Source organism: Burkholderia sp. Ac-20349 (assembly GCF_017104865.1).
Lineage (GTDB): Bacteria > Pseudomonadota > Gammaproteobacteria > Burkholderiales > Burkholderiaceae > Burkholderia > Burkholderia aenigmatica.
The window spans coordinates 1-22,058 of record NZ_JAAGPM010000102.1; the positions used below are offsets into that span (position 1 = coordinate 1).

General features: G+C 65.7%; 23 protein-coding genes. 5 read left to right on the plus strand and 18 right to left on the minus strand.

The window, feature by feature from the left end:
- From G3N61_RS27295 to G3N61_RS27305, 3 genes are all read left to right on the plus strand, one after another.
- On the plus strand, positions 1–395 hold a 395-nt coding region (locus G3N61_RS27295; protein ID WP_205824045.1), incomplete at its 5' end, for an ABC transporter permease subunit.
- A 31-nt stretch (positions 396–426) separates the two neighbouring features.
- Entirely contained in the window at positions 427–1,113 is a 687-nt protein-coding gene (locus tag G3N61_RS27300; RefSeq protein WP_205824046.1) for a glutamine cyclotransferase, read from the plus strand.
- 136 nt (positions 1,114–1,249) lie between these two features.
- On the plus strand, positions 1,250–2,233 hold the full coding sequence (locus G3N61_RS27305) for a DMT family transporter (protein ID WP_089450831.1): 984 nt from the start codon (positions 1,250–1,252) through the stop codon (positions 2,231–2,233).
- 54 nt (positions 2,234–2,287) lie between these two features.
- Here G3N61_RS27305 and G3N61_RS27310 read toward each other — a convergent pair whose 3' ends face one another.
- Both G3N61_RS27310 and G3N61_RS27315 read right to left on the minus strand, forming a co-directional pair.
- Positions 2,288–2,611: an RnfH family protein gene (locus tag G3N61_RS27310; RefSeq protein WP_043190875.1), complete on the minus strand. Its 324-nt coding sequence runs from the start codon at positions 2,609–2,611 to the stop codon at positions 2,288–2,290.
- Positions 2,612–2,615: 4 nt separating this feature from the next.
- Complete coding sequence (locus G3N61_RS27315; RefSeq protein WP_089450832.1) at positions 2,616–3,053, minus strand: type II toxin-antitoxin system RatA family toxin; 438 nt, start codon at positions 3,051–3,053, stop codon at positions 2,616–2,618.
- Positions 3,054–3,151: 98 nt separating this feature from the next.
- Here G3N61_RS27315 and smpB point away from each other — a divergent pair, with 98 nt between their 5' ends.
- Complete coding sequence (gene smpB, locus G3N61_RS27320; RefSeq protein WP_039342760.1) at positions 3,152–3,598, plus strand: SsrA-binding protein SmpB; 447 nt, start codon at positions 3,152–3,154, stop codon at positions 3,596–3,598.
- Between the two features lie 239 nt (positions 3,599–3,837).
- Here the strand turns inward: smpB and G3N61_RS27325 are convergent, their stop codons facing one another.
- The 3 genes from G3N61_RS27325 to ppsA form a co-directional block, all read right to left on the minus strand.
- A complete protein-coding gene (locus G3N61_RS27325) occupies positions 3,838–4,773 on the minus strand; it encodes an SPFH domain-containing protein (RefSeq protein WP_039342757.1) in 936 nt (311 codons plus the stop codon).
- Positions 4,774–4,806: 33 nt separating this feature from the next.
- Entirely contained in the window at positions 4,807–5,241 is a 435-nt protein-coding gene (locus G3N61_RS27330; protein WP_043190859.1) for an NfeD family protein, read from the minus strand.
- A gap of 253 nt (positions 5,242–5,494) precedes the next feature.
- Positions 5,495–7,894, minus strand: a complete 2,400-nt coding sequence (gene ppsA / locus G3N61_RS27335; protein ID WP_043190857.1) for a phosphoenolpyruvate synthase — start codon at positions 7,892–7,894, stop codon at positions 5,495–5,497.
- A gap of 376 nt (positions 7,895–8,270) precedes the next feature.
- On the opposite strand from ppsA, the gene G3N61_RS27340 reads away from it, so the two are divergent.
- The gene (locus G3N61_RS27340; RefSeq protein WP_043190854.1) at positions 8,271–9,086 is read left to right on the plus strand and encodes a pyruvate, water dikinase regulatory protein; all 816 of its coding nucleotides are present in this window, start codon (positions 8,271–8,273) and stop codon (positions 9,084–9,086) included.
- A 97-nt stretch (positions 9,087–9,183) separates the two neighbouring features.
- On the opposite strand, the gene G3N61_RS27345 is transcribed toward G3N61_RS27340, so the two are convergent.
- The 13 genes from G3N61_RS27345 to frr form a co-directional block, all read right to left on the minus strand.
- Positions 9,184–9,966 carry an RNA methyltransferase gene (locus tag G3N61_RS27345; RefSeq protein ID WP_089450834.1) on the minus strand — a complete coding sequence of 261 codons (783 nt, stop codon included), beginning with the start codon at positions 9,964–9,966 and terminating at the stop codon, positions 9,184–9,186.
- Positions 9,963–10,607, minus strand: coding sequence for a ribonuclease HII (gene rnhB / locus G3N61_RS27350; protein WP_089450835.1), 645 nt, complete (start codon positions 10,605–10,607; stop codon positions 9,963–9,965). The genes G3N61_RS27345 and rnhB overlap by 4 nt, the downstream gene beginning before the upstream one ends.
- Complete coding sequence (gene lpxB / locus G3N61_RS27355; protein ID WP_043190845.1) at positions 10,604–11,773, minus strand: lipid-A-disaccharide synthase; 1,170 nt, start codon at positions 11,771–11,773, stop codon at positions 10,604–10,606. The genes rnhB and lpxB overlap by 4 nt, the downstream gene beginning before the upstream one ends.
- Before the next feature lie 3 nt (positions 11,774–11,776).
- Positions 11,777–12,565, minus strand: coding sequence for an acyl-ACP--UDP-N-acetylglucosamine O-acyltransferase (gene lpxA, locus G3N61_RS27360; RefSeq protein WP_043190842.1), 789 nt, complete (start codon positions 12,563–12,565; stop codon positions 11,777–11,779).
- Between the two features lie 58 nt (positions 12,566–12,623).
- The gene (gene fabZ / locus G3N61_RS27365) at positions 12,624–13,091 is read right to left on the minus strand and encodes a 3-hydroxyacyl-ACP dehydratase FabZ (RefSeq protein WP_021159112.1); all 468 of its coding nucleotides are present in this window, start codon (positions 13,089–13,091) and stop codon (positions 12,624–12,626) included.
- 129 nt (positions 13,092–13,220) lie between these two features.
- The gene (gene lpxD, locus G3N61_RS27370; RefSeq protein ID WP_205824047.1) at positions 13,221–14,300 is read right to left on the minus strand and encodes a UDP-3-O-(3-hydroxymyristoyl)glucosamine N-acyltransferase; all 1,080 of its coding nucleotides are present in this window, start codon (positions 14,298–14,300) and stop codon (positions 13,221–13,223) included.
- A gap of 16 nt (positions 14,301–14,316) precedes the next feature.
- Positions 14,317–14,814, minus strand: a complete 498-nt coding sequence (locus G3N61_RS27375) for an OmpH family outer membrane protein (RefSeq protein ID WP_043190836.1) — start codon at positions 14,812–14,814, stop codon at positions 14,317–14,319.
- 64 nt (positions 14,815–14,878) lie between these two features.
- Positions 14,879–17,188: an outer membrane protein assembly factor BamA gene (bamA, locus tag G3N61_RS27380; protein ID WP_043190834.1), complete on the minus strand. Its 2,310-nt coding sequence runs from the start codon at positions 17,186–17,188 to the stop codon at positions 14,879–14,881.
- A 61-nt stretch (positions 17,189–17,249) separates the two neighbouring features.
- Positions 17,250–18,620 carry an RIP metalloprotease RseP gene (gene rseP / locus G3N61_RS27385; protein WP_043190831.1) on the minus strand — a complete coding sequence of 457 codons (1,371 nt, stop codon included), beginning with the start codon at positions 18,618–18,620 and terminating at the stop codon, positions 17,250–17,252.
- Between the two features lie 11 nt (positions 18,621–18,631).
- On the minus strand, positions 18,632–19,828 hold the full coding sequence (locus tag G3N61_RS27390; protein ID WP_043190827.1) for a 1-deoxy-D-xylulose-5-phosphate reductoisomerase: 1,197 nt from the start codon (positions 19,826–19,828) through the stop codon (positions 18,632–18,634).
- 15 nt (positions 19,829–19,843) lie between these two features.
- Entirely contained in the window at positions 19,844–20,665 is an 822-nt protein-coding gene (locus G3N61_RS27395; RefSeq protein WP_043190825.1) for a phosphatidate cytidylyltransferase, read from the minus strand.
- The gene (uppS, locus tag G3N61_RS27400) at positions 20,659–21,441 is read right to left on the minus strand and encodes a polyprenyl diphosphate synthase (protein ID WP_043190821.1); all 783 of its coding nucleotides are present in this window, start codon (positions 21,439–21,441) and stop codon (positions 20,659–20,661) included. The genes G3N61_RS27395 and uppS overlap by 7 nt, the downstream gene beginning before the upstream one ends.
- A 49-nt stretch (positions 21,442–21,490) precedes the next feature.
- Positions 21,491–22,051 carry a ribosome recycling factor gene (frr, locus tag G3N61_RS27405; protein ID WP_043190817.1) on the minus strand — a complete coding sequence of 187 codons (561 nt, stop codon included), beginning with the start codon at positions 22,049–22,051 and terminating at the stop codon, positions 21,491–21,493.
- Between the last annotated feature and the right edge of the window lie 7 nt (positions 22,052–22,058).

The window sequence follows — 22,058 nt, forward strand, 5'->3', positions numbered from 1 at the left end:
TGGCGCGTGTCGTGCGCGGCCAGACGCTGTCGCTGCGCAACCGCGAGTTCGTCGATGCGGCCCGCGCGATCGGCGTGTCGCCGGCGTCGATCGTGCTCCGCCACATCGTGCCGAACCTGCTCGGCGTACGCGAGACCGTCGTCCTGGCGCGCCCGGTCGACGATCGCCACGCGGCCGTGCTCGCGCTCCTCGCCGATGGCGAAGCGTGGTCGAGCTCCGCGCTCGCGCTGGCCCTCGGCGCAAGCCAGCGCACCGTGCAGCGCGCGCTCGACGCGCTCGCCGAAGCGGACAAGGTCCAGGCGCTCGGCCGCGGCCGCGCGCGTCGCTGGATGACTCCGCCGCTGCCCGGTTTCGCGACGACCTTGTTACTCCCTGCCCCGCTGCCGGGCGATTAGGATGACCTCACCGAACGACGAGGTGACGAACATGAAACGCTCCAGTGCAGAGATCCTTCGCGAATACGGCCCGTTTCCGGGCGTCGACGGCGTACACGGCGTCACGTTCGACGGGCAGTACGTGTGGTACGCGTCCGGCGACAAGCTCAATGCGCTCGACCCGGAACGCGGCACGACGGTCCGCTCGCTCGACGTCGCCGCGCATGCGGGCTCGGCGTTCGACGGCCGCCACCTGTACCAGATCGTCGAGAACCGCATCGAGAAGATCGACCCCGAATCGGGCCGCGTGCTCGCGACGATTCCCGCCCCCGGCGGCGGCGGCGATTCGGGACTGGCATGGGCCGAAGGCACGCTGTGGGTCGGCCAGTACCGCGAACGCAAGATTCATCAAGTGGATCCGCAATCGGGCACCGTGCTGCGCACGATCGAATCGAACCGCTTCGTCACCGGCGTGACGTGGGTCGACGGCGAGCTGTGGCACGGCACCTGGGAATCCGACCAGGCCGACCTGCGGCACATCGATCCGCGCACGGGCCGCGTGCTCGAGCAGGTCGACATGCCGGCCGGCGTCGGCGTATCGGGGCTCGAATCCGACGGCCACGACCGCTTCTACTGCGGCGGCGGCAACAGCGGCACGTTGCGCACCGTGCGCCGGCCCGCGCGGGCGCGGACGTCGGGCAACAACGCGGGAGCCGCGCCCGATTCTGCCGACGAATGATCCGCCGCTTGCCGCGATCGCTCCCGGGCGCAGCACGCCTGCGCCCTGCCCGGCACCGAGTGCAGGAATGAACAAGACGACGCCGCAACGGCGTCGCTAAGATGCGCGCTCGTCAGTCATGTGTTCGGAGCGGTCGATGCAGCGCGGTGTGGTCTATGGTGTCCTGGCAGGTGCCCTGTGGGGCATGGTGTTTCTCGTTCCGCGGCTGCTGACCGACTTCTCGCCGCTGCTGCTGAGCGCCGGCCGCTACGCGATGTACGGCCTCGTCTCGTTGGCAGCCGCGCTGCCGGCCGCCCGCTCTCTGCTCGCGCGGCTGACCCGCGAGGATCTCGTCGCGCTGGTCAGGCTCGCCGTCGTCGGCAATGTCGCGTACTACATGCTGCTGTCCGGCGCCGTGCACCTGATCGGCATCGCACCCAGCTCCCTGATCGTCGGCGTGCTGCCCGTCACGGTCACGCTCGCGGGCCTCGGCGACCACGGCGCCGTGCCGCTGCGGCGGCTCGCGGCCCCGCTCGCGCTGGTGATCGCGGGCATCGTCTGCATCAACGTCGACCTGTTCACGTCCGAGGCCGCGCATGCGACGACGCTCGGCCAGAAGCTCGCCGGGATTGCCTGCGCGGCCGGCGCGCTCGCGAGCTGGACCTGGTATGCGGTCGCGAACGCCCGCTATCTGCAGCGCCATCATCATTTCGGCGGCAACGAGTGGTCGGTGCTGTGGGGTGTCGTGACGGGCCTGATCGGCGGACTCGTCTGGATCGCGATCCTCGCGCTGCCGGCCGGCACGGTGCAGGCAGCCGTCCCGGCGTCGCGCTGGCAGCTGTTCTGGCTGCTGAACCTCGTGCTCGCGATCGGCGCGTCGTGGCTCGGCAACGGGCTGTGGAATGCCGCGTCGAAGCGGCTGCCGCTCACGCTGTCGGGCCAGCTGATCGTGTTCGAAACCGTGTTCGCGATGCTTTACGCGTTCGTGTATGACCAGCGGATGCCGCATGCGCTCGAAATCGCCGCGCTGGTGCTGCTGCTCGCAGGCGTCTACGGATCGGTGCGGCAGCATGGCAACACGCCCGCCGGCGGCGATACGTCGGGAAGCGCGCCGGCAAATGCAAACGCCGCGGCCCACTGAGCGCCACGGCGTTTGATCAGACGAAACTGCGTGTAAGCCGCGAACCGGCCCGCGTCAGCGCGCGTCCTTGTGCATCCACTTGCGGCCCTCGATGGAGCCGGCGCGGCGCGACTTGTCGACGCGCCGCTGGCGCGCGAGCTTCGGATCGACGATCAACGGGCGGTAGATTTCGACACGGTCGTGGTCGGCGAGCGGCGCGTCGAGCGGCGCAAGCTTGCCGTACACGCCCGTCTTCGCGTTCGCGAGATCGATTTCCGGGTGCAGCGCGAGCACGCCGCTCGCGTCGATCGCCGAACGAACGGTCGCCCCTTCGGGCAGCGACAGCGGAATCAGCGTCTGGCGATCCGGCAGCGCGTAACAGACTTCGATCGACAGCATCGCGTCACCCCTTCCCGTAGCGCTGGTCGGCGCGCTTCACGAACGAATCGACGAACGTGTTCGCGATGTGGCTGAACACGGGCCCGATGATCTTCTCGAGCAGGATGCTCGAGAATTCGTAGTGCAGCGCGAATTCGATCTTGCACGCATCGGCACGCAGCGCCGTGAAGCGCCACGCGCCCGTGAACTTCTTGAACGGGCCGTCCGTGAACTCCATGTCGATCCGCGACGGGCGCTGCTGCGTGTTGCGCGTCGCGAAATGCTGCTTGATGCCCTTGAAGTTGATGTCGATGCGCGCTTCCATCCCGCTCTCGTCCTGACGGCGAATCTCGACGCCGCCGCACCAGGGCAGGAAATTGGGGTAGTCGGCCACGTCGGTGACGAGGTCGAACATCTGTTCCGCCGAATGACGGATCAATACGGTTTTCTGGACATCTGCCATAAATCGCGCGGCATCGCTTAAGGTGAGAACGCAAGCCGGGCGATTCCCGCCCCGCTTTGCTAAAATCGTGATTTTAAACGAGTTGGCCCGATCCTTTCATGAGCATCATCGACAACAGGAAAGCGCACTTCGATTATCACATCGAGGAACGCTACGAGGCGGGGCTCGTGCTCGAGGGCTGGGAAGTCAAGGCGCTGCGCGCCGGGCGCGGCCAGATCAGGGAAGGTTACGTCGTGATCAAGCACGCCGAGATCTTCCTGATCGGCACCCATATCAGCCCGCTGCCCGAGGCTTCGACCCACATCACGCCCGACCCGGTTCGCACGCGCAAGCTGCTGCTGCACCGCGAGGAAATCAAGAAACTGATCGGCAAGGTCGAGCAGCGCGGCTACACGCTCGTGCCGCTGAACTTCCACTACAAGGGCGGTCGCGTGAAGTGCGACATCGCGCTCGCGAAGGGCAAGAAGCTGCACGACAAGCGCGAAACCGAGAAGAAGCGCGACTGGGAACGCGAAAAGGCCCGCATCATGCGCGCCGGCACCTGACGCGCGCGACGCGCTTCGCAAACGACACGGCCCGCTCGAAGCGGGCCGTGTTGCTTTGGGCCAGGTGAATCGGGCGCGCCGGCTACAAGGGCGACACTCGGCACGCCATACCGCCCGTATCGACTGAAGAAAGGCGCCGTCGACGGCGCCGCACGGGCATCATCCGCGCCCGGCTCCGCGACGATTCGCCGCACGCCGATCGCACGCGGCGGCCACCAGCGCGCCGCGTAAATCCGGACTCAGGCCTTCCCGCCCGAAGCCGCCCCCGCGCTCTTGACGATCGTCAGCGCCGACGAGATCGCGGTGCCGAGATCCGACAGGTTCGCCGGCACGATCAGCGTGTTGCCCTGCTTCGCGAGATTCGAGAATGCGCTGACATACTGCTCGGCCACCTTCAGGTTCACCGCGTCCATCCCGCCCTGCGATTGCATCGCGTTCGCGATCTTCTGGATCGCCTGCGCGTTCGCTTCGGCCACTGCCAGAATCGCGGCCGCTTCGCCCTGTGCCTGGTTGATCGCGGCCTGCCGCTCGCCTTCGGATTTCTGGATCGCCGCTTCGCGCGCACCCGACGCGAGGTTGATCTGCTCCTGCTTGCGGCCTTCGGATGCGGCGATCAGCGCGCGCTTTTCACGCTCCGCGGTGATCTGCGCCTGCATCGCGTGCAGGATTTCCTTCGGCGGCGTCAGGTCCTTGATCTCGTAGCGCAGGACCTTCACCCCCCAGTTCGCGGCGGCCTGATCGAGCGCCGACACGATGTTGTGGTTGATGAAATCGCGCTCCTCGAACGTCTTGTCGAGTTCGAGCTTGCCGACCACCGAACGCAACGTGGTTTGCGCGAGCTGCGTGATCGCGAGCACGAAGTTGCTCGATCCGTACGACGCCTTCATCGGATCGGTCACCTGGAAGTACAGCACGCCGTCGACCTGCAGCTGCGTGTTGTCGCGCGTGATACAGACCTGGCTCGGTACGTCGAGCGGAATTTCCTTCAGCACGTGCCGGTACGCGATGCGATCGACGAACGGCAGCACGATATTGAGACCCGGCGACAGCGTCGCGTGATAGCGCCCGAAGCGCTCGAGCACCCATGCATGCTGCTGCGGCACGATCTTCACCGTCTTCGACACGATCACGATCGCGATGACGAGCAGGACCACCCAGATGATCAGCGAATCCATGAAGTATTCCCTCCTTGTTGTATCGGCGGACGATCAGCCCGCGGGTTTCGCTACGACCACGAGACAATTGCCGCGCACGGCACTCACCTGATACACGTGCGCATCGTCGCGCTCGCCGTTCTCGAGCTCGACGTCCCAGTCGGCACCGCGATACTGCACGCGCGCGCGGCCGTCACGCCACGCGTCGACCGTGACGGTCGCGCCGATATCGAGATTGACGTCGGGATTGGTCGACGTGTCGCGCTTCTGCTTGCGGCCGAGCCCCGAACGCCGCAACACGATCATCGCGACGATCGCGACCACGGCCGCTGCGCCGAACTGCACGTGCGGCGCGAAACCGGCCAGCTGCAGCAGCCCGCCCGCGAGAAAGCCGAGCGCGATCATCAGCAGATAGAACGTGCCCGTCAGCAACTCGGCCACGACCAGCACGCCCACCGCGACCCACCAGAACAGATGCCCCGACATCATTGTGGTCTCCAGAAAAACATCCGCCGCGTTCACTTGCGTGGCATAGAACCAGAATACGCGCTGAAGCGCTGTTCCGGATCGATTTGTTCGCGGCTCCCAAGAGAGCGGTCGGCACGCTTGGGGCGGCCCGGTTCGTACCGACAAACAAAAACACCCCGGTGTCTACCGGGGTGTTTATAGCATGAACCTTGCAATTTGCCTTCATTGAAAGAGCAGCAGCGCCGCTCCTTCGTTGGTGGCAAGTTACCGACCGTTACTTCCGGTTGGCGAGCGCCTGCCACGTATCGATGATCGTGTCGGGGTTCAGCGAGATCGACACGATGCCTTCGTCCGTCAGCCATTGCGCGAAGTCCGGGTGATCGGACGGGCCCTGGCCGCAGATGCCGACGTACTTGCCCATCTTGCGGCAGGTGTCGATCGCGCGCTTCAGCAGGAACTTGACGGCCGGGTCGCGTTCGTCGAAGTCGACGGCCAGCAGTTCCATGCCCGAGTCGCGGTCGAGGCCGAGCGTGAGCTGCGTGAGGTCGTTCGAACCGATCGAGAAACCGTCGAAGTGCTCCAGGAACTCTTCGGCGAGGATCGCGTTGGTCGGGACTTCGCACATCATCACGAGGCGCAGGCCGTTTTCGCCACGCTTCAGGCCGAACTTCTCGAGCAGGCCGACGACGCGCTCCGCCTGCTTCACCGTACGCACGAACGGCACCATGATCTCGACGTTGGTCAGGCCCATCTCGTCGCGCACGCGCTTCAGTGCACGGCACTCCATCTCGAACGCCTGCGCGAAGTCTTCAGCGATGTAACGCGACGCGCCGCGGAAACCCAGCATCGGGTTTTCCTCGTCCGGCTCGTAACGCGAACCGCCGATCAGCTTCTTGTACTCGTTCGACTTGAAGTCGGACAGACGCACGATCACGGGCTTCGGATAGAACGCCGCCGCGATCGTCGCGACACCTTCCGTCAGCTTGTCGACGTAGAACTGACGCGGCGATGCGTGACCGCGCGCGACGCTCTCGACGGCCTTCTTCAGGTCCTGGTCGATGTTCGGGTACTCGAGGATCGCCTTCGGGTGAACGCCGATGTTGTTGTTGATGATGAACTCGAGACGCGCGAGACCCACACCGCCGTTCGGCAGTTGCGAGAAGTCGAACGCGAGCTGCGGGTTGCCGACGTTCATCATGATCTTGACCGGGATTTCCGGCAGTTCGCCGCGCTGCACTTCCGTGACTTCCGTCTCGAGCAGGCCGTCGTAGATCTTGCCTTCGTCGCCTTCCGCGCACGACACGGTGACGAGCGCGCCGTCCTTCAGGATGTCGGTCGCATCGCCGCAGCCGACGACAGCCGGCACGCCGAGCTCACGCGCGATGATCGCCGCGTGGCAGGTCCGGCCGCCGCGGTTCGTGACGATCGCGGCTGCACGCTTCATCACCGGCTCCCAGTTCGGGTCGGTCATGTCGGCCACCAGCACGTCGCCCGGTTGCACGCGTTCCATTTCCGACGGATCCTGGATCACGCGCACGGGGCCCGCACCGATCTTCTGGCCGATCGCACGGCCCGTTGCCAGCACCTGCGACTGGCCCTTCAGCTTGAAGCGCTGCTCGGCCTTGCCGGTTGCCTGGCTCTTCACCGTTTCCGGGCGTGCCTGCAGGATGAAGATCTTGCCGTCGCGGCCGTCCTTGCCCCACTCGATGTCCATCGGACGCTGGTAGTGCTTCTCGATGATGACCGCGTACTTCGCCAGCTCGATCACGTCTTCGTCGGTGATCGAGTAGCGGTTGCGCTGTTCGTGCGGCACGTCGACCGTCTTCACGCGGCCCGGCTCGCCCGGCTGCGTGAATTCCATCTTGATCAGCTTCGAGCCGATCGAGCGGCGGATGATCGGGTACTTGTCCTGTGCGAGCGTCGTCTTGAACACGTAGAACTCGTCCGGGTTCACGGCGCCCTGCACGACGGTTTCGCCCAGGCCGTAGCTCGACGTGATGAACACGGCGTCCTTGAAGCCCGATTCGGTGTCGATCGTGAACATCACGCCGGCGGCGCCGACGTCCGAGCGGACCATGCGCTGCACACCGGCCGACAGCGCGACTTCCGCGTGCGTGAAGCCCTTGTGCACGCGGTACGAGATCGCGCGGTCGTTATACAGCGACGCGAACACGTGCTTCATGCGGTCGAGCACGTCTTCGATGCCGACGACGTTCAGGTACGACTCCTGCTGGCCGGCGAACGATGCGTCGGGCAGGTCTTCCGCGGTAGCGGACGAACGCACGGCGAACGACAGCTCGCCCGGCGAGCTGTTCTTCAGGACTTCGAACTGCTCGCGGATTTCCTGCTCGAGACGTGCCTGCATCGGCGCATCGACGATCCACTTGCGGATTTCGGCACCGGCTTCGGCGAGCGCCTTCACGTCGTCGATGTCGAGCGACTCGAGACGCTTGGCGATGCGATCGGTAAGGTCGTTGTGCTTGAGGAAATCACGGAACGCGAGCGCGGTCGTGGCGAAACCGGTGGGTACACGAACGCCTGCTTCGGAAAGCTGGCTGATCATTTCGCCAAGCGACGCATTCTTGCCGCCGACGATCTCCACATCGGTCATCCGCAACTGCTCGAACGGAATTACATACGCCTGGTCCTTTGCGACGTTTGCTGCGTTAGTCATACAAGCCCCTAAGTGTGAAAAAAATGCTCGATTGCGCAAGTGGGCTCGGACGCGGGCGCTTGCAAAAAGGCGCGGCGCGTCTTGCGCAACCTGTTAGATAAACAATCGCAGCGACGGAAAATCTTCCGACCCGATTTGCAAAAATCCCGGCAGAAGGGCGATATTTGCAGACGAATCGCCAAACTTGCCGGGAATTTTGGAATCGCGCGGCGTAGCGTGGGGCGCCGTTCGCGCCCTGCCCCCGCAATTGCTTATCCAACAGGTTGCCGCTATTCTACCGTGCCGGCTGCCGGATGTGGCGCGACCTTGTCACTGCGTCTGGAGGCGAACCTCCAGCCGCCCGCGCAACCGCCCTTCACGTTCGACGCCCAGATTCATGCTGCCTACCGTATTCATCGTCTCCGACGGCACCGGGATCACTGCCGAAACCTTCGCGCATTCGATCCTCTCCCAGTTCGACCAGAAATTCCGCCTCGTGCGCGTGCCGTTCGTCGATTCGCTCGACAAGGCCTACGCGACCCTCGAGAAGATCAACGAGGCCGCCGTGCACGACGGCCGCCGCGCGATCGTGTTCACGACGCTCGTCGACAGCGAGTCGAACGACATCGTCAAGCGCTCGAACGCACTCGTGCTCGACATGTTCCAGCGCTTCGTCGAACCGCTCGAGCAGGAACTGGAGCTCAAGTCGAGCCACGCGATGGGCCGCGGCCACCAGAACGCGGACACCGAGGAATACAAGACCCGGATCGAGGCGATCAACTTCTCGCTCGCGCACGACGACGGCCAGTCGAACCGCAACCTGTCTGAAGCCGACGTGATCCTCGTCGGCGTGTCGCGCAGCGGCAAGACGCCGACGAGCCTGTATCTCGCGATGCAGTACGGCGTGAAGGCAGCCAACTATCCGCTGATTCCGGAGGATTTCGAGCGCGGCAAGCTGCCGTCGGCGCTGGCCGCGTACAGCGAGAAGCTGTTCGGGCTGTCGATCGACCCGCAGCGCCTGTCGGAGATCCGCAACGAACGCCGGCCGGGCAGCAAGTACGCGGCGCCCGAGAACTGCCGCTACGAGATCAACGAGGCCGAAGCGATGATGCGCCGCGAGGGGATCAAGTGGCTGTCGTCGACGCACAAGTCGATCGAGGAAATCGCGACGACGATCCTGCAGGAAATCCGTCTCGACCGGCAGTCGTACTGAGATTGAGCGCTCGCGGCGGCCTGGCCGCCGCCGGAAGCAAAAAGGCCGCGTCGAACGCGGCCTTTTTTAATGGTGCGGCGAAAGCACGCGCGTGGCGTCACGCACGCCGCTGCTGACGCACCTGCTCGAACAGGCAGACGGCTGCCGCAGCCGCCACGTTCAGCGACTCCATCCCGCCCGGCTGCGGGATCGTGACGCGATGCATAGCCGCATCGCGCCAGAACGCCGATACCCCCGCCCCCTCGTTGCCGAACACCCATGCCACGGGGCCCGACAGGTCGCAGTCATAGACCGCCTGCGCGCCGTGCGAATCGGTCAGCGCAACCGGGACATCGAGGCGTTCGGCGAGCGCACCGGCATCGACGTCCTCGTGGATCGACAGCAGGAAATGCGCGCCCATACCCGAGCGCAGCACCTTCGACGACCATGCGTACGCGGTACCCGGCGCACAGAACACGTGGCGCACGCCGGCGGCCGCCGCGCTGCGCAGGATCGAGCCGACGTTGCCGGCGTCCTGCACGCCGTCGAGCACGACCGACGACTGCGTCACGCGCTCGGGCAGCGGCTGCGCCGGCCGGTCGACGAGCAGCAGGAAGCCGACGCCGTTGACGACGTTCGACAACTGCCCGAACAGCGCGTCGGGCAGCGTGACGATCCGTTGCGCATCGATGCGCGCGACGATCGCTTGCGCCTCGGCGTGGCCGAGTGCGCCTTCGGTCGCCACGCACAGCTCGGGCGTCGCACCCGTATCGAGGTACGCGCTCGCGAGGTGGAATCCTTCGAGCAGCGCCTGGCCGCCGCGGCGCTGATGGGACGTCGAGCCCGCGAGCGCCTTCAGGCGCTTGTACAGCGGGTTGTCGCGGGAAGTAATGCTTTTCATCGAATCAGTTCGAGTGCCGCGCGCACGGGAGCGAACGAGCGCCGATGCGCTTCGCACGGGCCGTGCTCGCGCAGCGCGGCGAGGTGTTTCGCGGTGCCGTAGCCCGCATGCACGTTGAAGCCGTACACGGGGAAGCGTTCGTGCAGGTCGACCAGCATGCGATCGCGCGTGACCTTCGCGAGGATCGACGCGGCCGAGATGCTCGGCACGAGCGCGTCGCCGCTGACGATCGCCTCGGCGCGCACCGTCAGCGTCGGACAGCGGTTGCCGTCGATCTGTGCCAGCGTCGGCAGGACCGACAGGCCCTCGACGGCCCGCTTCATCGCGAGCATCGTCGCGTGCAGGATGTTCAGCGTATCGATCTCGTCAACGCTCGCCGATGCGACGCAATACGACAGCGAGCGCGCGACGATCAGATCGTACAGCGCGTCGCGCTTCTTCGCGGACAGCGCCTTCGAATCGTCGAGCCCGTCGATCGGCTGCGCCGGATCGAGGATCACCGCGGCGGCCACCACCGGCCCCGCGAGCGGGCCACGGCCCGCTTCGTCGACGCCGCAGACGATCTCGTCGGGACGGCTGAAATCGAAGCCGCCCTGCACGTCGCTCGACGCGCGGCGGCGTGGTGCACGTACTGCGGTCATGCGCGCCCCTTGCGTTGTTCGAGCACGCGCACGACCGCTTCGGCCGCCTTCGCGGCCGTGTTCTGCCGCAGCGAAAGATGCATTTCGGTAAATACTTCGGTCAGTGTGCGGCGGTTCGCGTCGTCGCGTAGCTGCGTGAGCGTCGCATCGGCGAGCGCCTCGGGCGTCGCGAAATGCTGCAGCAGCTCGGGCACGACGAAGCGCCCCGCCAGGATGTTCGGCAAGCCGACGTACGGCAGGTAACCCTGCCGGCGCATGATCTGCCCGGTCAGCCAGGGCACCTTGTACGAGATCACCATCGGCTTCTTCAGCAGCGCGGCTTCCAGCGTGACCGTGCCGCTCTTCACGAGGATCGCGTCGGCGGCCGTCATCGCGACCTGCGCACTGCCATCGGTAATCGTCAGCGCGAGTTGCGGATGCGCATCGACGAGCGGCTGCAGCAGTGCGCGCAGCGCCGGCGTCGCCGCCGGCATCACGAAGCGCACGCCCGGCTCGCGCTGCTGCATCAGCGCCATCGCCGCGAAGAAGGTCGGGCCGATCAGCGCGATTTCCGAGCGCCGGCTACCGGGCAGCACGGCGATCACCGGGCCATCCGCCGGCAGGCCGAGCGCGATCCGTGCGCCATGCATGTCGGGCTCGAGCGGGATTTCGTCGGCGAGCGGATGGCCGACGTAGGTCGACGCGACGCCTGCCTTGTCGAGAATCGCCGGCTCGAACGGGAACAGGCACAGCATGTGGTCGACCGACTTGGCGATCTTCTTGATCCGGCCGCCACGCCATATCCAGATCGACGGGCATACGAAGTGGACCACCGGAATGCCCGCGTCCCGCACCGTCTGCTCGACGTTGAAGTTGAAATCAGGTGCGTCGATGCCGATGAACGCGTCCGGCCGCTCGGCCAGCAACTGGCGCTTCAGCTCGCCGCGAATCCGCAGGATCTCGGGAATCTGACCCAGCGCCTCGACATAGCCGCGCACGGTCAGCTTGTCCATCTGCCAGTGCGAGTCGAAGCCGTGCGCAATCATCCGCTGCCCGCCGATCCCGTAGTACTGAGCCGAGTCGGGCAGCCGCTCGCGCAGCCCGCCGAGCAGCGACGCGCCGAGCAGGTCGCCCGACGGTTCGCCGGCCGCCATCGCGAGCCGGAGCTGAGTGGTCGGAAGCGGCATCGCTTAGCGGATGATGCCGCGTTGCGACGCGTCGATGAAATCGACGAGCGCCTTCACCGGCACATCGCCGTCGCCGCCCGCCTCTGCCAGCTCGCGCAATTGCACCTTCGCTTCCTCGAACGACAGGCCGTTCTTGTACAGCACGCGGTACGCGCTGCGCAGCGCCGAAATCGCATCGGCCGAGAAGCCGCGCCGGCGCAGCCCTTCGACGTTGATCCCGTGCGGCTCGGCCTTGTTGCCTGCCGCGATCACGAACGGCGGGATGTCCTGCACGAGCGCCGACGCGCCGCCCAGCATCGAGTGCGCGCCGATGCGCACGAACTGGTGCACGCCCGACATACCGCCGACGATCGCCCAGTCGCCGATCTCGACGTGGCCGGCCATCTGCGCGTTGCTCGACAGGATCACGTGATTGCCGACCCGGCAGTCATGGCCGATGTGCACGTAGGCCATGATCCAGTTGTCGTCGCCGAGCGTCGTCACGCCGCCGTCCTGCACGGTGCCCGTGTGGATCGTCGTGAATTCGCGGATCGTGTTGCGATTGCCGATCACGAGCTTCGTCGGCTCGTCCTTGTACTTCATGTCCTGCGGACGACCACCGACCGACGCGTAATGGCCGATGCGGTTGTCCTCGCCGAGCGTCGTATGGCCTTCGATCACGCTGTGCGAGCCGATCGTCGTGCGCGCGCCGATCGTGACGTGCGGACCGACGATCGCGTACGGGCCGATCTCGACCGATTCGTCGATCTGCGCGCCCGGTTCGACAATCGCGGTGGGATGAATCCTGGTCATGCGCCGTTGCCTCTCGATGTGATGTGTCGCGTTGCGTTGCCTATGCGTGACGCGTCGCTCAGGGCGCCACGTCGGTCGTCTTGACCGTGCACATCAGTTCGGCTTCCGCGGCCACCTTGCCGTCCACCTCCGCCACCGCCTTGAACTTCCAGATGCCGCGGATGTAGCGTTCGAACGTCACGTTCAGAATCAGTTGGTCGCCCGGTTCGACCGGACGCTTGAAGCGCGCACCGTCGATCCCGACGAAGTAGTACAGCGTGTTCTCCGGATCCTTCGGCTGCTCTTCCGAGAAGGTCAGCAGCGCCGCGGCCTGCGCGAGCGCCTCGAGGATCAGCACGCCCGGCATCACCGGCCGCTTCGGGAAATGCCCCTGGAAGAACGGCTCGTTGATCGACACGTTCTTCAGCGCTTTGATTCCCTTGTGCGGCTCGAGTTCGAGCACGCGATCGACGAGCAGAATCGGGTAGCGATGCGGCAGCAGCGTGAGGATCTTGTGGATGTCGAGATTGATTTTTTCAGTGCTCATGATGGTTCGTCTCACGCAGAGGCTGCGCGGTGGTGATGCAAAGGCTGAAGCGGGCCGCCGTGCGGCCCAGTCTGGCAAACCGGGCCGGTTGCGCTGGCCGTACCCGGTTCGAGGTCTCGCATGATGCGCTCAGGCGTCCGTGCCGCCCTGGGCGGCGAGCGTGGCTTCGAGCGCCTTGATGCGCTCGCGCAGCTTGTCGAGGTTGCGCACGAGCGCGGCGCTCTTGTTCCATTCGCCGTGGTCGACGGCCGGGAACGCGCTGGTATAGATGCCGGCCTTCGGCAGCGACTTCGATACGCCCGACTTCGCGGTGATGATGACATAGTCGCCGAGCGTCACGTGGCCGGCGATCCCGGCCGCGCCGCCGATCATGCAGTGGCGGCCGATCGTCGTGCTGCCCGCGATGCCCGCGCTGCCGGCGATCACCGTATAGGCGCCGATCCGGCAGTTGTGGCCGATCTGGACCTGGTTGTCGATCTTCACGCACTCCTCGATGACGGTATCCGCCATCGCGCCGCGATCGATCGTCGTGTTCGCGCCGATCTCGACGTCCGGGCCGATCGAGACGCCGCCGACCTGCGGGATCTTGACCCAGCTGCCGGTGCGCGCGTCGCCGTCGCCGACGAAATCCGGCGCGAAGCCGAAACCGTCGGAGCCGATCACGGCGCCCGCATGGATGATCGCGCGCGGACCGATCTTGCAGTCGTGGTACACCGAGGCGTTCGGATACAGGTGCGAACCCGCACCGATCGTCGTGCCGCGGCCGACGAATACGTTCGCGTCGAGCTGCACGCCGTCTTCGATCACCGCACCGGCCTCGACCGTCACGTGCGGGCCGATCACCGCGCTCGCGGCGACCTGCGCGGCCGGATCGATCGTCGCGCTCGGATGCACGCCGGCGGCACGCGGCGGCGTCGCCAGATCGATGAACATCTGCGCGACGCGCGCGAAGTACGCGTACGGGTTCGGCGTGACAATGAAATTGCGACCACGAGCGGCCGCGCCCAGCTTTTCCAGATCCTTCGGCGCGATCAGCACCGCGCCGGCGCGGGTCGACTCGACCTGCGACAGATACTTCGGATTCGCGAGGAACGCGAGTTGCTGCGGGCCTGCCTGGTCGAGCGGGGCGAGCCCGCTCACCTTGCACTGTGCGTCGCCGGCGATCTCGCCGCCGAATCGCTTTACGAGATCCTCAAGCGTCAATGCCATTCGTCGTCTGCTCCGTTCAGTTCGTCGAGCCGGACGCGAGCGCCTTGAGCACCTTGTCGGTGATGTCGATGCGCGGGCTGACGTACACGGCTTCCTGCACGATCAGGTCGTAATTCTGCTGCTCGGCGATCTGCTTGATGACCTTGTTCGCCCGCTCGAGCACGGCCGCCAGCTCCTCGTTGCGGCGCTGGTTCAGGTCTTCGCGGAATTCGCGCTGCTTGCGCTGGAAGTCGGTATCGAGCTGCGCGAGATCGCGCTGCTTCTGCGCGCGGTCGGCCGCCGACAGCGACGCACCGTTCTTGTCCAGCGAATCGGACATCGACTTCAGACGCGCCGCCAGATCCTGCAGATCCTTGTCGCGCTTCGCGAACTCGGCTTCGAGCTTCGTCTGCGCCGCCTTCGCGGGCGCCGACTCGCGCAGGATCCGATCCGAATTGACCGCCGCGATGCGGGCGACGTCCTGTGCGTGCACCGTCGCCGCGCCCAAGGCCAGCGCAACGGTCAGCGCGCACATCACTCGTTTCGAAAACTTACCGGTTAGCAAAATTACCCTCTCGTTGCTGTTGTCATGCGTTCGATCAGAACGCCGTCCCGATCTGGAACTGGAATTTCTGGTACTTGTCGCCTTCGTTCTTCTGAATCGGGAAGCCAAGGCTCAGCTTGAGCGGCCCGATCGGCGAGATCCACGCGAGGCCGACGCCGTACGCGTAACGCAGGCCGTTCGCGCCCGTGGCGGTGCCGCCCGGCGCGTTGCCCCAGACGTTGCCGCCGTCGACGAACGTGAACACGCGCAGCGTGCGGTCGTAGCCGGTGCCCGGCAACGGGAACGTCAGCTCGATGTTGCCCACGAGCATCTTCGAGCCGCCGATCGGGTCGCCCGTCTTCGAGTCGCGCGGTCCCAGCGAGCTCGGCTCATAGCCACGCACGGAGCCGATACCGCCAGCGTAGTAGTTCTTGAAGATCGGGTACGGATTGCCGATGCCGTTGCCGTAGCCGCCCTGGATGTTCATGCCCAGGATGAAGCCGCGCGAGAACGAATAGTAGTACTGCGCCTGCAGGTCTGCCTTGTAGTACTGGATCTTGCCGACCGGCACGCCGTACTCCATGTTCGCCTGCGTGAAGTAGCCGCGGCTCGGAATCAGCGCGCTGTCACGCGCATCGCGCGACCACGCGACCGTCAGCGGCACCGTGTTCGACACGCGGCCGAACTGCTGCACGTAGTCCTGGTAGCTCTGCGGCGTGTTCGAATCGACGTCGAGACGGTTCTGCTCGAAGCCGGCGCCGAAGTAGACGGTATCGACTTCCGAGAACGGAATGCCGAACTTCAGGTTGCCGCCCGCGCTGATGATCCGGAAGCTCGAGCTCGTCGAATAGTAGAGCGGCTGGTACGTACGGTAGAAGACGTCGGTGATCCGCTTGATGCCGTCGACCGTGAAGTACGGGTCGACCTGCGTGACGGTCAGCGTGCGGTAGCTCTTCGCGGTGTTGACGTTCACCGACAGGCTGGTACCCGAACCGAACACGTTGTCCTGCGACACGCCGGCCGACAGCACGACCTTGTCCGTCGACGAGAAGCCGGCGCCCAGCGTGATCGCGCCGGTCGGCTTTTCGTCGACCTTCACGTTCACGTCGACCTGGTCGTTCGTGCCTTCGACCGGCACGGTCGTCACGTCGACGTTGGTGAAGTAGCCGAGACGGTTCACGCGATCCTTCGACAGCGCGAGGCGGTTCGAATCGAACCACGAGCTTTCGAGCTGGCGCATTTCGCGGCGCACCACTTCGTCGCGCGTGCGCGTGTTGCCGACGACGTTGATGCGGCGCACGTACACGCGGCGGCTCGGATCGACGACGAGGTTCAGGTTCACCTTGTGGTTTGCCTGGTCGATCTCCGGCTGCGCGTTGACGGTCGCGAATGCGTAGCCGTATTCACCGAGCTTGTCGACGATCGACTTGGTGGTCTGCTGCAGCTTTTCGGCCGAGAAGCGATCGCCCGGCTTGATCTTGATCAGCTTGTTGAGTTCGGCCTCGCGATCGAGCAGGTTGCCCGACAGCTTGATGCCCGACACCGTGTACGGCTCGCCTTCGTGCAGCGTGACCGTCAGGTACATGTCCTTCTTGTCGGGCGAGATCGACACCTGGGTCGACTCGATGTTGAACTCGAGATAGCCGCGGTTCAGGTAGTACGAGCGCACTGCTTCGAGGTCGCCCGTGAGCTTTTCCTTCGAGTACAGGTCGTTCTTCGTGTACCAGGAGAACCAGTTCGGCGTCGACAGCTGCATCTCGTCGCGCAGCGTGCTCGTGCTGTACGCCTTGTTGCCGATGAAGTTGATCTGGCGGATCTTCGCGCTCGGGCCTTCGGCGACCGCGAACAGGATCGACACGCGGTTCGCGTCGACCGGCGTGACCGTCGTCTTCACCTCGGCCGCGTAGAAACCGCGCGTGAGGTACTGGCGCTTGAGCTCCTGCTCCGCCTTGTCGACGAGCGCCTTGTCGTAATAGCGGCCGTCGGCGAGACCGACTGCGCGCAGTGCCTTCGTCAGGTTGTCCTTGTCGAATTCCTTCGTGCCGGTGAAGTCGATCGACGCGATGGCCGGACGCTCCTGCACCTGCACGATCACGACATTGCCCTGCGTGGCGATGCGTACGTCGTTGAAAAAGCCCGTCGCGTACAGCGCGCGGATTGCTTCGGATGCCTTGTCGTCCGTGAAGGTATCGCCCTGCTTGATCGGCAGGTAGGCGAACACCGAACCCGCTTCGACGCGCTGCAGCCCCTCGATCTTGATGTCTTGCACCACGAACGGTGCCGCTGCATGGGCCGCGAGGCCGTGCGCGGCGAGCGCGGCCGCTGCAACTGTCTTAGGTACAAAGCGATGAGGTTTGAACAACATGCATCCCCAATATTTAGCTGCATCAAATCAGGCGGCTGCCTAGCGGCCGCCGCCTGACGCTTCAGAAATGGATTAACCGAGCCAGATCGTTGAACAGCGCGATCGCCGACAATGCGACGATGCAGATCAACCCGGCTCTTTGCAGAATCAGTTGCCAGCGCTCCGAGACGGCTTTCCCGGTCGCAGCTTCAACCGCATAATATAACAGATGCCCCCCGTCCAAAACGGGAATCGGCAACAAGTTCAGGACGCCAAGGCTAATGCTGACAAGGGCGAGGAACGACAGGAACGCTGATGGACCGAGCCGCGCACTCTTGCCCGCGTAGTCGGCAATCGTCACCGGGCCGGACAGGTTCTTCAGCGACGCATTGCCCGTAATCATGCGCCCGAACATCCGCAGCGAATACACGGAGATGTCCCACGTACGGTGCGCGCCGAGCTGCAGGCTCTCGATCGGCCCGTAGCGGACGTCGACGGACGGCGTATGCATCGACAGCGCCGCGCCGATACGGCCGACCTGCTGCCCCGACTCGTCGTCGCGCTGCGTCTGCGGCACGATCGACACCGTCTGCGCGGCGCCGCCGCGCTCGATCTGCAGGTCGAGCGGCTTGCCCGCATGGTGTTTCACGAAATCGATGAAGCGCGACGCGCCGCCGATCGGCTTGCCGTCGAGCGCGACCAGCTTGTCGCCGGACTTCAGGCCCGCCTGCTCCGCCGCGCTGCCGGGCTGCACCGACGCGACCGACAGCGTGCCGCCGCCGGTCTCGAAGCCCAGATGGGCCATGAAATCGTCGTCGAGCTGACTTTCGGGAACATCGCGGAGGTCGACGCGGAAATCGAACGTCGTGTTGCCGTCGCGTGCGCCGAGCACGATCTCGCGGTGGTCGAACGCGGCCGCCAGCAGCTTCCAGCGCAGGTCCGACCACGACCGCACCGGCTCGGACTCGCCGCCCTGCGCGTTGCGGATCGACACGATCGTCTCGCTGCCGTCGAAGCCCGCGCGCGCCGCCAGCGTGCCGGCAGCCGGCGGTGCGACGATCGCGGCCGGCTCGGTCACGCCGCTCGCAAATACGACGGAAAACAGCACGATTGCCAACAGGAAGTTGGCAATGGGCCCGGCGGCGACGATCGCGATGCGCTTGTAGACGGATTGCCGGTTGAACGCCTGCCCGAGTTCTTCGGGCGGGATGCCGGCGCCGGGATCGCGCTCGTCGAGCATCTTCACGTAGCCGCCGAGCGGCAGCGCGGACAGCGTCCACTCGGTGCCCGTCCGGCGGCTGACCCAGCGCGCGACGGGCTGGCCGAAGCCGATAGAGAAACGCAGCACCTTCACGCCGCACCAGCGCGCGACGCGATAATGTCCGTACTCATGCACGACGACCAGCACCCCGATCGCCACCGCAAACGCGATCAGTTCGACCAGCACGTTCATGAGCACCCCATTCAGACAGTGCGCTCCACGCGTGGCGCAGGCGCTTTCGCAATGATTTCGGCGGCGAGGCGGCGTGCCTCGGCATCCGCCGCCAGGACATCGTCGAGCCCGTCGGGCGTGCGGTTCGGCAGCGTGCCGAGCACGGCGTCGACCGTCGCCGCAATCGCCATGAAGCCGATGCGGCGCTCGAGAAACGCTTCGACCGCCACTTCGTTCGCGGCGTTCAATGCAGCGCTCGCGATACCGCCTTCCTCAAGCGCCTTCAAGGCGAGCGCGAGGCACGGGAAGCGCGCGTAATCGGGCTTCTCGAACGACAGCTGGGCGATCTGCGCTAGGTCGAGCTGATCGACGCCCGCATCGACACGCTCGGGGAACGCGAGCGCGTGCGCGATCGGCGTGCGCATGTCGGGATTGCCGAGCTGCGCAAGCACCGAGCCGTCGCGGTACGACACGAGCGAATGGATCACGCTCTGCGGATGGATCAGCACGTCGATCCGGTCGCCCGGCAGCCCGAAGATCCAGTGCGCCTCGATCACCTCGAGGCCCTTGTTCATCATCGTCGCGGAATCGACCGAGATCTTGCGGCCCATCACCCAGTTCGGGTGCTTGCACGCTTCGTCCGGCGTCACGTCGACGAGCGTGGCCGGCTCGCGCGTGCGGAACGGGCCGCCCGACGCGGTCAGGATGATCTTCGAGATCCCGCCGTGCTCGGCCGCGTCGCGCGGCATGCACTGGAAGATCGCGTTGTGTTCGCTGTCGACCGGCAGCAGGATCGCGCCATGGTCGCGCACCGCGTCCATGAAGATCGCGCCCGACATCACCAGGGCTTCCTTGTTCGCGAGCAGGATGCGCTTGCCGGCGCGCGCGGCCGCGAGGCTCGGCGCCATGCCGGCCGCGCCGACGATCGCCGCGACGACCGTATCGCAGCCGTCGCTCTTCGAGACATCGACGAGCGCCTGCGGGCCGTACAGCACCGTGGTCTTGCTGCCCGCCGCGCGCAGCTTCGCTTCGACGTGCGCGGCCGTCTGCGCATCGCCGACCACCGCGACTTCAGGCGCGAAGCGCAGGCACTGCTCGACCAGCTTGTCGCCGTTGCGGTGTGCGGTCAGCGCATAGACCGAGAAGCGCTCGGGATGGCGCGCGACCACGTCGAGCGTGCTGTCTCCGATCGAGCCCGTGGAACCGAGCAATGTCAGACGTTTTTGCATAACAGAAATAATGGTTTAACCAAGCAGCAGCATCGCGAGCGGCAGCACCGGCAGCAGCGCGTCGACACGGTCGAGCACGCCGCCATGCCCCGGCAGCAGTCCGCTCGAATCCTTCACGCCCGCCTGCCGCTTCAGCAGCGACTCGAACAGGTCGCCGATCACGCTATACGCGACCAGCAACGTCAGTGCGGCCCACGCGCCGGGCATCCCGTAGCGCACGGCGAACGCAGAAAACAGGGTCGGCTCGAACGCATGCGCGGCCATCGCGACGCCGGCGACGACCATCACGGCGAGCCAGCCACCGATCGCGCCTTCCCAGCTCTTGCCGGGACTGATCGTGATGGCCAGTTTACGCTTTCCGAAGGCCTTGCCCGCGAAGTATGCGCCGATATCGGCGAGCCAGACGACCAGAAGCAGCGACAGCACGAACGGCACGCCCTGCGCACGCGCCGCGACGAGCGCATGCCAGCAGGCCGCGAAGACCACGAGGCCGGCTGCCAGCAGGAACGGCCGCCATACGCCGCCCGCGAGCTCGGGCTTGCGCCGCAGCGTGAACGGGCCGACCAGCAGCCAGAACACGCCGGCTGCCATGAAAAGGGGACGGGACGAAGCCGCATCGACGCCGAGCGGCGCCGTGGCCGCGAGCGCCAGCGCCGCGACGACGGCATAGACGACCGGACCGGCACCGCCGAGCTTGAGCAGGCGCGCCCATTCCCACGCGGCAAACACGAGCACGACGCCGATCAGCGCGCCGAACGCGGTGAGCGGCGCGAACAGCGTCACCGGCAGCAGCACCGCCAGCATCACGATCGCCGTGATCACACGGGTTTTCAGCATGAAAGGGAGTCGGCGTTCTGCGATTGCGGTTCGAGCTGTGCGCTCGTGCGGCCAAAACGGCGCTCGCGCTCCGTATACGACGCCATGGCGTCGGCCAGTGCCGCGCCGTCGAAATCCGGCCAGTATTTGTCGGTGAAATAGAATTCGGCGTACGCGAGTTGCCACAGCAGGAAGTTGCTGACGCGCTGCTCGCCGCCGGTACGGATGAAGAGATCGGGCTCCGGCGCATAGGCCATCGCCAGGTGCGGCGCGAACGCGTCCTCGGTCACTTCGACCTCGCGACCTTCGCGCACGGCCTGCTCGACGAGTTTCTTCGTCGCCTGCAGGATGTCCCACCGGCCACCGTAGTTGGCCGCGATGGTGAGCGTCAGACGGGTATTGCGCGCCGTCTTGGTTTCGGCGCGGCGAATCAGTTCGCGGATGCGCGGCTCGAAGCGGTCGAGATCGCCGATGACACGCAGGCGGATCCCGTTCGCATGGAGCTTGCCGATCTCGCGCTCGAGCGCGGTGATGAAGAGTCGCATCAGGAACGACACTTCGTCGTTCGGCCGGCGCCAGTTCTCCGAACTGAACGCGAACAGCGTCAGGTATTCGACGCCGGCGCGCGCGCAACCTTCGACCACCGACCGCACGGCATCGACGCCACGGGTGTGCCCCGCGACGCGCGGCAAGCGGCGTTCGGTCGCCCAACGGCCGTTGCCGTCCATGATGATCGCGATGTGACGCGGCACGACGCCGACGTCAGGCACGCGAACGGTAGAGCTGGTATAGGTCATGGCCGTTGAGACAGTAATGCGGGAAGAAGGCGGCGCGCGAGGACGGTCGTCAGACCGTCATGATCTCGGCTTCCTTGGTCTGCACGAGCTTGTCGATTTCGGCGACGTGCTTGTCCGTCAGCTTCTGCACGTCGTCGCTCGCACGGCGCTCGTCGTCTTCCGAGATTTCCTTGTCCTTCACGAGCTTCTTGAGCGCTTCGTTCGCGTCGCGGCGCAGGTTGCGGATCGCGACCTTGGCCGTTTCGCCTTCGCCCTTCACGACCTTGGTCAGTTCGCGGCGGCGCTCTTCCGTCAGCGCGGGCATCGGCACGCGGATCAGGTCGCCGGACGTGGCCGGGTTCAGGCCCAGGTCGGCTTCGCGGATGGCCTTCTCGACCTTCTGCACCATGTTCTTTTCCCACGGCTGCACGCCGATCGTGCGCGCGTCGACGAGCGTCAGGTTCGCGACCTGCGAGATCGGCACCATCGAGCCGTAGTAGTCGACCTGAACGTGATCGAGCAGACCGGTGTGTGCACGGCCCGTACGGATCTTTGCCAGATCGTTCTTGAACGCTTCGATCGAGCGCTGCATCTTTTGCTCGACGCCCTTCTTGGTATCAGCGACACTCATTTCAACC